Source organism: bacterium, assembly GCA_035528375.1.
Taxonomy (GTDB): Bacteria; RBG-13-66-14; RBG-13-66-14; order RBG-13-66-14; family RBG-13-66-14; genus RBG-13-66-14.
This window is the reverse complement of record DATKYS010000036.1, coordinates 1-13,897: the sequence shown is the minus strand read 5'-3', so window position 1 is coordinate 13,897 and position 13,897 is coordinate 1. Positions and strand designations below refer to the sequence as shown.

Genomic DNA, 13,897 nt, shown 5'->3' with positions numbered 1-13,897 from the left:
CTACTCCTCACGGCCGCTCAGCGTCTTGACCGTCTGGCGGAAGAGCACCAGGAGCGGATCCCAGACCGGCGACGAGTGGGGGTGGTAGGCGTAGTCCAGACCGCAGGCGTTCTCGGCGTCCATCCCGGCGGCGATGACGGTGGCGGCGGCGTTTATCCGTAAATTCGCCCCGTAAGGGCCGGCCAGGCGCACGCCGAGAATCCGTCCCGTTCCCCGCTCGGCCACGGCGGAGCAGGCTATAAGGGCCCGGGGGAGGTGGAAGGTGGCGTGGAGCGGCGTCTGGACGACGGTCTCGACGGCGTGGTAACCCGCGTCCCTCGCCTCGGCAAGTGACAGCCCCGTCTGGGCCAGCTCCAGGCCGTAGAGCTCGGTGGCGCGGGTGCCCAGGGCGGGGGCGCTTTTCGAAAAACCGCCCGCGGCGTTGCACCCGGCCGTCCGGCCGCACCGGTTGGCCAGCGCGCCGTTGGGGATGTAGCGGTGCCCCGGCAGGAGGGCGTGGCGCACCGTGGCGCAGTCCCCCGCGGCGAAGACGCCGTCATCGGAGGTGCACTGTCGGCCGTCCACCTTCACCGCTCCACCGGCCGCGTCGAGCTCCAGCCTCCCGCCGAGCGGCTCCACGTTGGGAATTACGCCCAGGAGCTCGACGGCGTACTCACAGTTGACGATTTCCCCGTCGGTCTCCACCCCGGCCAGCCTTCCGGCGCCGTCGCGCAGATACCCCTGAACCCGATTCCCGGGCAGCAGACGGACGCCCCGGCCCTCCAGGTGGGTCCTGACGACCTCCGACAGCTCCCCGTTCAGGCCCGGGACGGGTGAATCCTCGACGAAAATCAGGGCGACATTTCTCTTCTCCGCCAGGGCCGCGGCCACCGACATTCCGCCAAAACCGCCGCCGATGACCGCCACCCCGCTTTTCCCCTCCAGCCCGCCGACGAGCTTTTCCATGTCGGCGTAGGAGTGGAGCGCCGTGACGCCCTTGCCGGTCCTCCCCGGCACGTCCAGCCTTCGGGCGCGGGAACCGGCGCAGTAAACCAGCTTGTCGTAGGCCTCCTCGCCGGCGCCGCCCGCCGATTCCGTTCCCACCCGGCGCCGGATCGGGTCAATTTCCGTTACGGTCACGCCGGTGCGCAGGTCAACCCCGCGCTCGGTAAAATATTTTGGCGGATGCGACAGCACCCGGGTGAGTTTTTCGACCCGGCCCGAGAGGACGTAGGAAAAGTTGCAGTTGGAGACGCTGGGGGTTTCGGTGGCCTCGAGGACCGTGACCTCGGCGCGGGGATCCTCGCGCTTGGCCCGGGCGGCGGCGGAGAGCCCCGCGGCGTTCCCCCCCACGACCAGAATCCGCCTACCCATCGTCGTCCTCGCGGTTGACGGTTTCGATGGCGAGGGCGCGCCCGGTTTTTTCATCGAAATCCACCACGCAGCCCCGGAGGGCGACCGGTCCCTCGGCCGGCTCGGCGCGGAAGGGGAGGGCGTTCAAAAAACGGCCCATCACGCTCTCGGTCTTCACCCCGATGACGCCTCCGGTGGGGCCGCACATCCCGGCGTCGGAGAGGTAGGCGGTCCCGCCGGGGAGGACGCGCCCGTCGGCGGTCTGGACGTGGGTGTGGGTGCCGATGACGGCGGTCACGCGACCGTCGAGATACCGCCCCAGCGCTTCCTTCTCGCTGGTGGCCTCGGCGTGGAAGTCCACGAGGATGGCGTTCACGCCGGAATCGTTCAGGGCTTCGATCTCCCTGTCGGCCGTGCGGAAGGGGCAGTCAATCTCGCGCATGAACACGCGCCCCTGGAGGTTGATGACGCCGATTCCGGCGCGTCCGTCCGCCGGCACGCGCACCGCGACGCCCCTCCCCGGCACCCCCGGCGGGTAGTTGGCTGGTCGCAGGAGGAACGGTTCGGTCTCCAGGAGCGGGTAGGCCTCGCGGTTGTCCCAGATGTGGTTGCCCGAGGTGAAGACGTCTATCCCCAGCCCCTTGAGCTCGTTCAGGGGTTTTCGGCTGATGCCGGCCCCGCCGGCGGCGTTCTCAACGTTGGCGATGATGAGGTCGGGGGCATATTCGGCGAGGATTTCCGGCAGGTGCGTTCTCAACGCCCGTCGTCCCGGCCGGCCCATGACGTCGCCGAGGAACAGGAAGCGGGCCAAGGGATTCCTCCGCGGGGTGCGGTACGATCGCGGGACCCGTCGCCGGGTCCCGGGTCGGGTGCGTTCGGGGGTCGGGGGCTCAGGCCGACTCGATGGAGCGGTACTCCCGTTTACCGTCCTCGTAGGCGCTGCGCCCGTGGGAGTCCTGGGCTACGACCAGGGGGAAGTCCCGGACCTCGAGGCGGCGGATGGCCTCGGGGCCGAGGTCTTCGTAGGCGATGACCTCGGCGGAGAGGATGGACTTGGAGATGAGCGCGGCGGCCCCGCCGATGGCGGCGAAGTACACGGCGCCGTGCTTCTTCATCGCCTCGACGACGTTATCCCCGCGCAGCCCCTTGCCGATCATCCCCCGCACCCCGACCTTCAGCAGCGGCGGGGTGTAGGAATCCATCCTGTAGGATGTTGTCGGGCCGGCGGAGCCGATGGGGCGCGGCGGTTTGGCCGGCGCGGGCCCCACGTAGTAGATGACGGCCCCCTCGGGCGGGAACGGCAGCTCCCCTCCCTTTTCCAGAAGCTCGACCAGACGGGCGTGGGCGGCGTCCCGGCCGGTGTAGACGATTCCGGAGAGACGGACCCGGTCACCGGCCCGCAGGCCGCGGACCGTTTTCTCGGTCAGCGGGGTCGTCAGCTCGATCGTTCCGTCGCTCATCATCCTCCGAAGAGTTTTATGAGTTTACTCGAAGCGGAGTGAGCTTAGCACAGCGGCGTCTTCGCCGTCAAAGGGTTCACCGGCCTTGCCGGGCGGGGGTCGCGTTGCTACAATCCAACCCGGAACCGTTTTGCGCTTCGGGGCCGGGGGATGACGGACTCCGTCGAGACATACACCCTTTTCCACGGCGGCCTGACCCTCATCCAGCCGAGCGCCGGTCCGCGGACCGGCGTGGACGCCGTTCTGTTGGCGGATTTCCTCGCCCCCGGCGACGGACCTGTCGCCGAACTGGGACTGGGTAACGGGGCGGCGTCCCTGGCCGCCCTGTACCTGGCAAAATGCCCCGCGGCCTGGGGGATTGAAATCCAGCGCGACCTGGCCGTGCTCGCAGAGCTGAACGCGCGGACGGGTGGTTTTCCACTCGCGGTTCAAACCGGCGACCTGCGCCGCCGTGAGGAGCTCGGCGAACCCGGCCGCTTCGATCGCGTCATCGCAAACCCGCCCTACCGCGCCCGCTCCGACGGCCGACGGAGCCCGGATGCGACCCGGGACGCCGCGAGGCGGGAGGTTTTCGGCGGGCTGGGCGACTTCCTCGACGCGGCGCGGCTGCTCCTCGCCGACGGCGGCACGCTCACCCTGATTTACTCGGCCCGGCGGCTGGCCGAGCTCGTGGCGGATCTCCGGTCGAGGCTGCTGGAACCCAAGCGGATGCGCCTGGTCCACCCCGGTCCGGACCGACCGGCGCGGCTGGTCCTCCTCGAAGCGACGAAGGGAGGCGGGGTCGAGCTCGAGGTTCTTCCTCCCCTTTTCACCCACGGGGCCGACGGTGCGTACACCGATGAGATGGTCAAAATTCTTGACGGGCGTCCCGCTCGCCCTTAGCCTGGCCTGTGGCCCGCACGAGGGGCTCCGGGGTCTGGCCGAGCCTTTTCCGGCGCCGGGGCCGGTGGAGTACCTCGCCGCCGGCTCGCCCGAGCGCGCGCGTGAATCGGTGGCGGACTTACCGGAGAATTCCCCCGAGCGCGTGTACGCCGAGGCCCAGTTGGCCCTCTTCGATGGGGACCCGTCCCTGGCCGACGGGTTCCTTGCCGGCCTGGACTACGCCCCGGCGCGGTTGCAGCGGGTCCGCCTGGCCGTGTCCGGCAAGGTGCGCCTCATCCCGGATAGAGTCCCCCCGACGGGGGAGGACCCCGTCCTGGAGCTCGGCTACGGCATCGCTCTTTTAGCGGAAGGTTTTTCAGATGAGGGGCTGGCGAGGCTGGAATCGGTCGGCGAGGGCGCCCTGGGTTCCGTCGCCGCCCTGGTGCGCGCCGGGGAGCTCGACGGCTACGACGAGACCGAACTGCGCCGGTCGGCCCTGGAGAAGGCCTGGCGTTTCGCGACTCCCGCGCTGCGTCCACTGATTTTACCGCAATACCTCGCCGCGGTGCGCGACGCCGGCGGCGGATGGGGGCTCGCCAACGAGCTTGAGCGCCTGCGGGGCGAGGCGGAGATCGCTTCGCCGCCCTGGATAGACCTGACCGTGTGGCTCATCCAGGCCAGGCAGCCCCTGGATTCGCGCGACACGGCCTGGGAGCTGGCCATCTACGCCCCGAAGGAGGCCTTCGCCTTCCTCGGCGACCTGAAGCGTTGCCTCGAAGAACTGCCCCGCCTGGCGGCCCTGGCGCTGGAGGTGGGGAATACGGGGTTCGCGGCGAGGGCGATTGACGGGATCACCCTCTCGCCGGCGGTCTATCTCCTCAAGGGTGAGTACGAGCACGCCATCGGCCGTCCGCGCCAGGCGCTGGCCCAGTACGCCGAACTGTTCGACGACCCGTCGTATGCCGGTCTGGCCCGCCTCTACGCCGGGGTGACCGAGCTCGGGCGGGACCGACGCGAGGCGGCGGAGGAGCACTGGTCCCGCGTGACCGGGACGACGGTCCCGCCGGAACTGGCCGGGACCTACCTCGAGCGGGACGCGGATGTCGCCCGGGCCAAGGCCGATTTCTACCGGGCCAACCTGCGGCGTACGACCGCGCCCGGGGAGGCCGCCCGGTTGTATGCCGACGCGCTGGCCGGGGGTTTGACCGGCAAGGAGCGGGCGCGCGCCGCATGGCGGCTGGCCGTCATCCGCGCGGATGAGGGGGAGTGGGCCCCGGCGGCGGAGGCCTTCGCCCAGGTCGGAGACGACCCCGACTACCGCCACCATGTGGAGTACTGGCGGCCGAGGATGGAGGAGCTGGCCGGAGGCGGTTCGGTGCCGCCGGCCTACAACTGGGCTTACCCCTTCTACGAGCTTCCCGTCCGCGGCGCCGAGTGGTGGCTCGCGCCCGAACCGGAAGGGTTCGCCCCGCGCGGCGACCTCACCGACCTCCTGTACTCCCGACCCGGAGACGAGGAGCTGAATCTGCTCATGGCGCTCGCGAGTGCGGCGGACGACGACCTCTTCAACGCCTACGCCGGGGCCCTCGCCCGTTACCGCCGCGACGATTCCGAGGCCGACGCGTGGCTGGCTCTGGCATGCGCCCGGCGCGGCTACGAGGTGGGCGATTACGACGTCCGCCCCGAAATCGAGTACGCCTCCCGCGCCCTGGCCGGTAACGAGCCCGGGGGCCTGTGGGTCCTCTCCCTCGCCTACCCGCTGACGTACCTCGAGGACGCCGAAAAGGCGGGTGAGGCCTTTGGGGTTGACCCGCTGCTCCTGTTGGCCCTGGCCCGCGAGGAGAGCCGCTTCGATCCGCGGGCCGTCTCCGGCGCCGGGGCGGTGGGCCTGATGCAGAAGATGCCGGCCACCGCGGCGATGCTGGCCGCGGAGCTGAAATTGGAAAATTACGACCTGCGCGACCCGGGTGACTCACTTCTGTTGGGGGCGGCCTACCTGTCGAAGATGCTCGACCGCTTCCACGGCAACCTGGCCCTGGCGCTGGCCGGATACAACGCCGGACCGGGCAACGCGCGCCACTGGGTCGCGTCTTTCGAGACGCTGCCCCCCGATGTTTGGTTATTACTCAAGCCCTTCGACGAGACGCGGCGCTACATCATCCGGGTGGTGGGGAGTTACTACCGCTACCGACAGCTCTACGGGGACGGATGAGCCGGAAGCGTGACAGCGGCGGTTTGAAATTGGCGCTGGAGGTGCTGCGACCCTGGCGTCTGCGCCTGGCGGGCCTGAACCTTCTGGGGCTGCCCCAGGTGGGGCTGGGCGTCTTTCTGGCGTGGGCCGTGGGCTACGGCGTGGACCGCTTCCTGGCCCAGGCCGGCGGGTTGCAGGCGCTCATCCCGATCTTTTTAATCGGCCTGTTCCTCGTCCGCTCGGGGTACGGCGTCTTCGTCCAGTACCTCTCCCTCGGCCTCGGCTCCCGCATCCATCTGGCCCTGGAGCGCCGGACCTTCGCCAAGCTCCTGAAAATCCCGCTCCTGGACGCCGTGGGGGCCGGCGAGGCGGCGAACTCCCTCTTCTACGATTGCGACCTCTACGCCCACGGGGTGGTCGAGCTCTACGGCACCCTGATTATCTCCCTCCTCCAGGCCGCGGGGCTGTGGGTTTACCTCCTGGTGTTGGACTGGCGGCTGGCGGCGGTGGTGGCGGCGGCCGTCCCAATCTTCCTGTTGCCGCTGCAATTCCTGCTGCGCCGGATGCGGCGGGCGAGCAGCGACTTCTACGCCGAGAACCAGGAATATTGGAGCCGGTCGGTGGACGCCACCCGCGCCCCCCGGCTGGTGCGTGGCACCGGGGCGCAGGGTTCCGAATTTCGCGCTTTCGCCGATTCGGGCGAGCGGCGGCGGCGGGGGATGCTCCGCCAGGCGAAGTTCCACTTCCTCGCCGGCCCGCTGGGGGAAATTTTCGCGGCCTGCGCCATCGGGGCGGCATTCTGGCTGGGGGTGGACCTCCTCGGCGCGCAGGGGTTGAGCCTGGGCGGACTGGGCTCGGCGGCGGTGGCCACGGTCTGGCTCCTGGGAGCGATCAAGGGGATTATAGACGCCGCCGGGGGCGCGCAGGGCACCCTGGCGATGCAGGACCGCCTGGTGAAGCTCTGGCGGACGGCCGACGAGATTCTTGACGGGCCGGAGCCGCCGGAGTGGCGCGTCCTGGAGGCCAGGGGTCTGGCCTTCTCCTATCCCGACGGGGCCGATGTTTTTCAGGGCGTGGACATCGGGCTGCGGCGGGGGGAGTTCATCCACCTCGCCGGACCCTCGGGGGCGGGGAAGACCACCCTGGCGCGGGTTCTGTGCCGCCTGTACGAGCCGACGGGGGGGCGTCTGCTCCTGGACGGTAAGCCGCTCTCCGATTACGGCCTCGGCCCCTGGCGCCTGAAAACCGCGCTGGTGGACCAGGAGCCGGAGTTTTTGCCGGGTACGCTCGAAGAAGCCGTGGCCTATCCCGATGAAGTCGGCGATGCGGAAATCGGCGGGCTCCTGCGCGAGGTCGGCCTGGGGGATTTCGACCGGGAGCTGACCTCGGGCGCGCCGGAGCTTTCGGGCGGCGAACGGCGGCGGCTGGCCCTGGCCCGGGCGCTTTACCACCGGCCCGAGCTTTTGATCCTCGACGAGACCACCAGCTACGTGGACGCGGAGCTGGAGCGGAAGTTGATCGAAGTGGTGCGGCGGAGGCTGCCCGGGGCGGCGGTGCTGGTCATCAGCCACCGTGAGCGGGTGGGCGCCCTGGCGGATAGAAGGCTGCGGCTGGACGCGGGGGGGATGGCCGAGCTTTAAATTTATCGGTGAATATAAGAAAGCCTCCTCGAATGGGGAGGCTTTTATCACGGTTTAAACGGCTACTCGTATGTGGCCTTTATTTCCCCCCAGGAGGTTTCCTCGACGGAAGAACCCCAGTTGCCCTTTACGACGAAGAAGGAGTTGAGATGAGTATCTTCAAAACCGTGGCCCGTGTCCTGGTGTAGATTTCCATCGTAGTACCCGTCACATGTCCAATTGAAGTAAGTCAACTCCTCCTGGTATATTTCTGACCAGTATGTTTCATATTCGGGTAAATACAAGTAATCTTGTTCATCGAGCAGCATTTCACAATGAAAAATTGGAGCTCCAGGTATGTGTGGATCTTCATATCCAGTATCTGTAAACGTCACATTAGTGACATGAGCTGACCAGTTTGTGTTTCCGGGATGTCCGTTGTTGTTTTCATATATCGTGAGTAAAAATGAGTAAACAGGGCCTCCAACACTATAAACACACCAACACTCAAATCCTTTTAACGTAGCATCACCAACTTGAAAATCATCCGTCGAATGATAGTCTTCACATGAGCCGACAGCATCCAAATCCTCACTATAGAGGAATTCGTATGCCCACAGTGTATCCAAATCAGGTTGGGACGGGATTTGTGTGGTTAGAAGGATGTCTCCAGAAGATGCTGAAAAAGCTAAAATTATTAGAATCAACACCACTGCCTGCAATACGTTTTTCATCGTCCACCTTCTTTCCCTTCGAATATAATGTAGCCCAATCCCCGCCTTCCGTCAACCTTCGATGAAAAAAAGGGCCGGCGGCCCTTTCACTTTCTGGGGGAAGCTGGTGGGAATCGAACCCACCTGGGACCGGGTTAGGGCCCCACAACGGATTTGAAGTCCGCGAGGCTCACCAGATACCTGCCAGCTTCCCCGACGGCGCTATTCTACCACCGACCGCGGCGCGGGCCAAGGGTCAAACCAGGGGGGCGGCCTTCGCCGCGCCCTCGTCCAGGAGCACGTGGGTGCCCGACTCGCGCTTGGTCAGACCCCGCTCGTGGAAATGGTCCAACAGGAGGGTGGCCGTCTTGCGCGAGAGTCCGGCGCGCTCTTTGTACTCGACCACCCGCAGGGTCCCCGATTCCTTGAGCATGGAAATCGCCGTCCGGCGCAGCTCCTCGTAGCGCCCCGCCGGCCAGAGGTGGGTCTCGCCGACGAAAACCGCATCACCTGTGGCTTCCAAATAATGCGCCAGGTCCAGCACGGTGTCGGGGTGGAGGTTCACGAAATCCGTGAGAGCGAGGTTCTCCGCGTCTTCCAGAGCTTTTTTCGCCTCGGCGATGCGCGCCTTCTGCTCGGCGGTCGGATCCCCGTGCGGGAGAACGGCGTAGGAGGAGCCCACCGGCCGCAGCCTGCCCGTCTCGATGAGCCCGGCCAACGCGTCGCGCAGCGCGCCGTCCTCCACGTTCCGCCCGGCGAGGGAGGACAGGCGGCCCCGGTCCAGCCGGCAGAAGGGGAGCCGTTTTTCCAGAACCTTGTCCAGCGCCTGGCCCAGGCTCTCCACCAGGCCGTGACGCCAGCGGGGGTGCAACCAACGGTCGGCCGAGAGCCGGACAATCCCGCCCGATTCGGCCAGCCGCAGGAGCACCTCCTCGGCCGCCCGGGGCAGCAGGTTCGACCGTTTCGCCAGCTCGGCGGTGGTAAGGTCCTTGCGGGGCAGTGGATTGTGCTTGAGCCAGAGGGGTAGCGCCTCCCGGGGGCCGACCCCGTCAAGCTCGACGAGCGCCTCCCGGTAGCCGGCCCGCTTGCGGCGGTGCTTCTGGGACAGGGGGTCGAGCACCCGCCCCCCCGCGACGGTCAACGGCGGCGAGGGGACCCGGAGGATGAACCTCTCGCCGAAGAAAACGGGGTGGCTCCCATCGAGCTCAATCTGGGCCAGGGACTCCTCGCCGGGCTTCAGCCTCTCCCGGTCCAAAAGGACCAACCGGCAGTTGAGCTCGCTCGTACCCTTGAGGAGCTTCAACCGGACGAGGTTCTGCAGCTCGTTTGCCGAGGGGAGGAGCCTTACTTTGGCGTCGAAACGGTTGGAGAGGGTGACGCAGCCGGGGGTGACGATTTCGTCGCCGCGCTTCACGCCCCGTTTCGGAAGACCGGTGAGGTTGACCGCCGCCCGCAGGCCGGGGGTGACCGTCTCCCGGGGCCGGGCGTTCACCTGGAGGCCCCTGATCCGGGCGGAGCCGCCGCCGGGCTGAATCTCCACCGAATCCCCCGTGCGCAGGACGCCCGTGGCGACCGTCCCGGTGACCACGGCGCCGAAGCCCTCCATCTTGAAGGACCGGTCCGCGGCCAGGCGGAAGGGCCGGCCGGAGTCGTCCGCCCTCTCCGATTCCTCCGCCAGCCGGATGAGCTCCCGTTTCAGCTCCTCGAGGCCGACGCCCGTCCGGGCGCTGGTGCGGATGATTCCGGCGCCGGCCAGGCCGGTGCGGGACAGCGTTTCCCTGACATCATCCTCCAGGAGCGTCAGCCACTCCTCGTCCTCGACCAGGTCCACCTTGGTCAGGGCCACCACGCCGCGCCGGACGCCCAGCAGCTCCACCACGTCCAGGTGCTCGGTGGTCTGGGGCATGATCCCCTCGTCGGCGGCGACCACCAGAAGCACCGCCTCGAAGCCCACGGCGCCCGCGACCATCTCCCGCACCAGCCGCTCGTGACCCGGCACGTCCACGAAGGCCAGCTCGCCCGCCGGGGTTTCCAGAAAGGCGAAGCCCAGGCGGATGGAGATTTTCCGCTGCCGTTCCTCGGGCAGCCGGTCGGGGTCCGTGCCGGTGAGCGCCTTTACCAGGGCGCTCTTGCCGTGGTCCACGTGCCCGGCGGTGCCGAAGAGCGGAAGGGCGGAGGCGGTCGGCTGAATTTTTTCCATTTTCCGTTTCCTGAGATTCCGTGGTGATTATAAAACCCGGTGGACCGTGGCACAATCCACGCGGTATAATTCCATGCGGGTACGGGTCTTCACGGACAAGTCCACCGACGGGAGGACCGATGTCGGCGACGGAATGGCTCAAGAAGAACTGGATGTACGTCGCCCTGGGGCTCATCGTGGCCGGGTGGCTGGCGTACTCCTATCTCGCCCATTACGTCTCCGAGGACTCCTACATCTCGTTCCGCTACTCGCGCAACCTGGTGCGCGGAGAAGGCCTCGTTTACAACCCCGGAGAGCGGGCCGAGGGGTACACGAACCTCCTGTGGGTGCTGTCGGTGGCGGGGGGGATGGCGCTCGGGTTGGAGGCGGAGACGGCGGCGGTGATTCTGGGTCTCGTCGCCGGGGCGCTGGTCATAATCCTCGTCTGGTCCATCCTGAACCGTTTGACCCGGCGGAAGCCCCACCTCCCCCTGCTCGGGGCGATCCTGGCGGCGTTGTACTTCCCGCTGAGCTACCACTCCGGGTCGGGGCTGGAGACGGCCTTGTTCAGCGCCCTCCTCCTGGCGGCTGTCCATTCCTACCTGCGCGCGCCGCCCGGACGCTTTCCCTGGACCGGGCTCTGGCTCGGCCTTCTGGCGCTCACGCGCACCGAGGGTCTGGCCTACACACTCTTCTTCGCGGCGCACCATATCTGGATGCGGCACCGGAAGACGGAGACGGGGGCGGATTGGCGGGATTTGATACCCGCGCTGGGCCTGCCGCTGGCGCAGCTCGTGTTCCGGCTGTTCTACTACGGTCTCCTCCTGCCGTTGCCGGCCATCGTCAAGGCCGGGGGGTCGTTGGCCCACATCCTGGGCGGCCTCAAGTTCGTCTTCAACTGGATGTGGGGGACGCCGATCATCCTTTTGGCCTTCCTGGCGGTCTACATGGTGATCCGGCGCTGGGGCCGACCCGAATCCGGTCTGCTCCTTTTTCTCCTGGCGGCGGTGACCGGGTTCACCGTGTACGTCGGCGGCGACATGATGGGGTACTACCGTTTTCTCTTGCCCGCGTACCTCCTCCTCGTCGTGCTGGCGGTCGGAGGGTTGGACGATCTGTTCGACGCGCTCGCGCCGCGCAAGCTGTTCCCGGTTCTGCTCTCCGTCTTCCTGGGGCTCTGGACCGCCGCCTGGTTCGCCTTGACGGCGGCGACCTACGTCCGGCATCCCCGGGAGCTCCTGACGCCGGCCAGCTCCTGCTGGCTGCACGACAACGTCCCGCCGGGAACCTGGGTGGCGAGTGGGGCCGCGGGACGTCTGGGCTATTTCTCCGATCTGCCGCTCATTGATTACTACGGGCTGTGCACCGCCGAGGTCGCCCTGCACGGAGCGCGTACGGACGAATTCCGACCGGGACACGAAGTGGGCGACGCGGAGGCGGTGTTCCGCCGGGAACCGGGTCTGATAGTCATCCGCCCCCTGCCCGGCACCTGGGACCAGATCGAGGACTGGATCGCAGGTCGGCGGGCGACGACGGACTACACCTGGACCGGGCTTGCCTTCGCCCAGCAGCTCGTCCTCTCGGACCCCCGGATGGCGGACTATCAGGCGCTGGTGGTGGACGTCACCGATCGCATCGAGGGGACGCCGCCGGGGGGCGAGTCTTTCTACATGGGCTTCTACGCCCGCCGGGGTGAGCTGGCGGAACTTTTAATCGCCCGGGGGGCGGTGCCGGTGGAGCCGGCGAAGCCCGAGGGCTTCTTCGACCCGCGCGGGGAGTAGTATACAGAGTAAGCCTCGGTGGAGACAGGAATATACTGACTGTCGAACGGCCGATCCGCCGCGTGAAACCGCTTCCGTCCCCCGTGTATCAAAGGGGGTGTACCCCTTTTCAGGCGGAAGCCGAGGAGGCTCGATGAGGTTGCTTCCTTTTCTCGCGGCGGTCTTCCTGGCCTGCGGATTCATCGGCGGGGGAGTGGACGTGGACCCCCGGTATCAGCACGAGGTGGTGCTCGACCCCGCCGGCGCGAGCCTGGTATCCATCGACTGGAGTAGCGGCGGGCTCGAGCTCATCGGCGACGACGGCGACTCGGTCCGCGTCATCGCCGTGGGACGGAATTTAGGAGGATTGGTGGAGCCCGCCAAGTGGCTGGATATGCTCGATTTCCGGCGGGGGACCGGAAGTGTCGAGCTGGAGTTCGCCCGGTCCGGGGTCTTCTCTTCCTACGACATCGCGCTCGAGGTGCGCTTCCCCCGCGGGATGGGCGTGGAGGTTTCCAACGGCAGCGGCGGGCTGATCATTTCGGGCGCCGCGTCGGCGGTGGTCGAGCTGGGCAGCGGAGGCATCGAGGTCTCCGACGTGTCGGGTGACGCGGATATAGAAACCGCCAGCGGCGGGATAACGGTGGAGGGCGTGGGCGGTTCGTTGAAGGTGAGCTCCGCCAGCGGCGGGTTGGAGATAAAACGGGTAGCCGGGGCGGTGGAGGCCGAGACCGCCAGCGGCAGTATCGACATCGAGCTCGGTCCCGACCACGCCGGACCGGTGAGCGCCGAGACGGGCAGCGGGGGGATAACGGTCGCTTTGGGGCTGGGCCAGGCCGGGACGGTTCAACTGCACACCGGCAGCGGCGGGATTGACCTCTCCTACGGCGGCCCCTTCACCGGCGACGCCGACCTCGGCACCGGCTCGGGGGGTATAACGGTCGACCTGACCGCTCCCCCCGAGGGGCTGGCCATCGAGGGGGAGACCTCCTCGGGAGTGGCCTCGACCAACCACCCCGACGCCTACGCCTTCAACGGCGACGGCGGCGGGGAGATTCGGCTCCGGGGCCCGGGGCCGAAGATAACCCTGGACGCTGGCTCGGGGAGCATCGAGATCAACGTGCGGTGAGGTTTTCGATTGACCGCGCGTAGACCAAAAGACCGCCTTAGGGGGCGGTCTTTATTTTGCGGGCGGACCTGTAAGCCGAATTCTGTACCCCGTCGTGCGAGCGGGTTTCCCCTCCGACGGGGTGACGGCCATCCATCTTACGTCCCGGATTTCTCAGGGGCTCCAGCGACCTACCCGGAACCCCGGCCCTTTAGGCCGCGAGGCGGGCCACCTCTGGGGTTCCCTATTCGGTCTTGCTCCGGACGGGGTTTACCGAGCCGACGGTGTCACCGCCGCCGCTGGTGGGCTCTTACCCCACCGTTTCACCCTTGCCGGTCCGGCGAGAAGGCAAGGGGTTTAAATCCCTTGTCTCCTTTTCGGACTTTGGCGGTCTGCTCTCTGTTGCACTTTCCGTACCCTTGCGGGCCCCGGGTGTTACCCGGCGTCCTGCCCTGCGGAGTTCGGACTTTCCTCGGAACGGTTTTTTATGAGCCACTTGAAGGCCGAGCCCCCAGTTTGGCCCCCTCGCTCCGCGGCCGTCCGGTCCGCCCGCGGGGGATAAAATAGCACAAAAACGGCGCCGCGCCAAGTGAAGGCGTCGGGTTAGGGGTGGGGCTACCTTGAAAAAACGGCGGGGATAGGAATCCCCGTCCTACGGCAATTGCACGATTCAG

At 67.4% G+C, this 13,897-nt stretch carries 10 protein-coding genes, 1 tRNA gene and 1 other RNA gene; 5 read left to right on the top strand and 7 right to left on the bottom strand.

Features of this window, described 5'->3' with window-relative positions:
* The 3 genes from VM054_02590 to VM054_02580 form a co-directional block, all read right to left on the bottom strand.
* Positions 1–1,353, bottom strand: coding sequence for an FAD-dependent oxidoreductase (locus tag VM054_02590; GenBank protein HUT97949.1), 1,353 nt, complete (start codon positions 1,351–1,353; stop codon positions 1–3).
* Positions 1,346–2,143 carry a TIGR00282 family metallophosphoesterase gene (locus tag VM054_02585; protein HUT97948.1) on the bottom strand — a complete coding sequence of 266 codons (798 nt, stop codon included), beginning with the start codon at positions 2,141–2,143 and terminating at the stop codon, positions 1,346–1,348. The genes VM054_02590 and VM054_02585 overlap by 8 nt, the downstream gene beginning before the upstream one ends.
* Positions 2,144–2,222: 79 nt before the next feature.
* Positions 2,223–2,792 (bottom strand): Fe-S-containing hydro-lyase, encoded by a 570-nt coding sequence (locus VM054_02580; GenBank protein ID HUT97947.1) that lies wholly within the window; start codon positions 2,790–2,792, stop codon positions 2,223–2,225.
* A 150-nt stretch (positions 2,793–2,942) separates the two neighbouring features.
* On the opposite strand from VM054_02580, the gene VM054_02575 reads away from it, so the two are divergent.
* From VM054_02575 to VM054_02565, 3 genes are read left to right on the top strand one after another with little or no spacing between them, the layout of a single operon-like run.
* Positions 2,943–3,674 carry a methyltransferase gene (locus VM054_02575; protein ID HUT97946.1) on the top strand — a complete coding sequence of 244 codons (732 nt, stop codon included), beginning with the start codon at positions 2,943–2,945 and terminating at the stop codon, positions 3,672–3,674.
* The gene (locus tag VM054_02570) at positions 3,631–5,865 is read left to right on the top strand and encodes a lytic transglycosylase domain-containing protein (protein HUT97945.1); all 2,235 of its coding nucleotides are present in this window, start codon (positions 3,631–3,633) and stop codon (positions 5,863–5,865) included. Before VM054_02575 ends, VM054_02570 begins: the two co-directional genes overlap by 44 nt.
* A complete protein-coding gene (locus tag VM054_02565; protein HUT97944.1) occupies positions 5,862–7,484 on the top strand; it encodes an ABC transporter ATP-binding protein in 1,623 nt (540 codons plus the stop codon). The genes VM054_02570 and VM054_02565 overlap by 4 nt, the downstream gene beginning before the upstream one ends.
* Positions 7,485–7,546: 62 nt before the next feature.
* Here VM054_02565 and VM054_02560 read toward each other — a convergent pair whose 3' ends face one another.
* From VM054_02560 to selB, 3 genes are all read right to left on the bottom strand, one after another.
* Positions 7,547–8,197, bottom strand: coding sequence for a hypothetical protein (locus VM054_02560; GenBank protein ID HUT97943.1), 651 nt, complete (start codon positions 8,195–8,197; stop codon positions 7,547–7,549).
* Between the two features lie 94 nt (positions 8,198–8,291).
* A tRNA-Sec gene (locus VM054_02555) sits at positions 8,292–8,389 on the bottom strand.
* 43 nt (positions 8,390–8,432) lie between these two features.
* Positions 8,433–10,376, bottom strand: a complete 1,944-nt coding sequence (selB, locus tag VM054_02550; GenBank protein ID HUT97942.1) for a selenocysteine-specific translation elongation factor — start codon at positions 10,374–10,376, stop codon at positions 8,433–8,435.
* A 119-nt stretch (positions 10,377–10,495) separates the two neighbouring features.
* Here selB and VM054_02545 point away from each other — a divergent pair, with 119 nt between their 5' ends.
* Together VM054_02545 and VM054_02540 are read left to right on the top strand one after the other, a co-directional pair.
* Positions 10,496–12,136, top strand: coding sequence for a hypothetical protein (locus VM054_02545; GenBank protein HUT97941.1), 1,641 nt, complete (start codon positions 10,496–10,498; stop codon positions 12,134–12,136).
* A 133-nt stretch (positions 12,137–12,269) separates the two neighbouring features.
* Positions 12,270–13,244 (top strand): DUF4097 family beta strand repeat-containing protein, encoded by a 975-nt coding sequence (locus VM054_02540; GenBank protein HUT97940.1) that lies wholly within the window; start codon positions 12,270–12,272, stop codon positions 13,242–13,244.
* A 55-nt stretch (positions 13,245–13,299) separates the two neighbouring features.
* On the opposite strand, the gene rnpB is transcribed toward VM054_02540, so the two are convergent.
* Positions 13,300–13,775, bottom strand: an RNA gene (rnpB, locus tag VM054_02535) — RNase P RNA component class A.
* Positions 13,776–13,897: the final 122 nt, after the last annotated feature.

Excerpts from the sequence above, each read along its gene's own strand:
- VM054_02590 (HUT97949.1), bottom strand. The coding sequence starts at position 1,353 with ATGGGTAGGCGGATTCTGGTCGTGGGGGGGAACGCCGCGGGGCTCTCC.
- VM054_02580 (HUT97947.1), bottom strand. The coding sequence starts at position 2,792 with ATGAGCGACGGAACGATCGAGCTGACGACCCCGCTGACCGAGAAAACG.
- VM054_02575 (HUT97946.1), top strand. The coding sequence starts at position 2,943 with ATGACGGACTCCGTCGAGACATACACCCTTTTCCACGGCGGCCTGACC.
- VM054_02570 (HUT97945.1), top strand. The coding sequence starts at position 3,631 with ATGAGATGGTCAAAATTCTTGACGGGCGTCCCGCTCGCCCTTAGCCTG.
- VM054_02565 (HUT97944.1), top strand. The coding sequence starts at position 5,862 with ATGAGCCGGAAGCGTGACAGCGGCGGTTTGAAATTGGCGCTGGAGGTG.
- VM054_02560 (HUT97943.1), bottom strand. The coding sequence starts at position 8,197 with ATGAAAAACGTATTGCAGGCAGTGGTGTTGATTCTAATAATTTTAGCT.
- selB (HUT97942.1), bottom strand. The coding sequence starts at position 10,376 with ATGGAAAAAATTCAGCCGACCGCCTCCGCCCTTCCGCTCTTCGGCACC.
- VM054_02545 (HUT97941.1), top strand. The coding sequence starts at position 10,496 with ATGTCGGCGACGGAATGGCTCAAGAAGAACTGGATGTACGTCGCCCTG.
- VM054_02540 (HUT97940.1), top strand. The coding sequence starts at position 12,270 with ATGAGGTTGCTTCCTTTTCTCGCGGCGGTCTTCCTGGCCTGCGGATTC.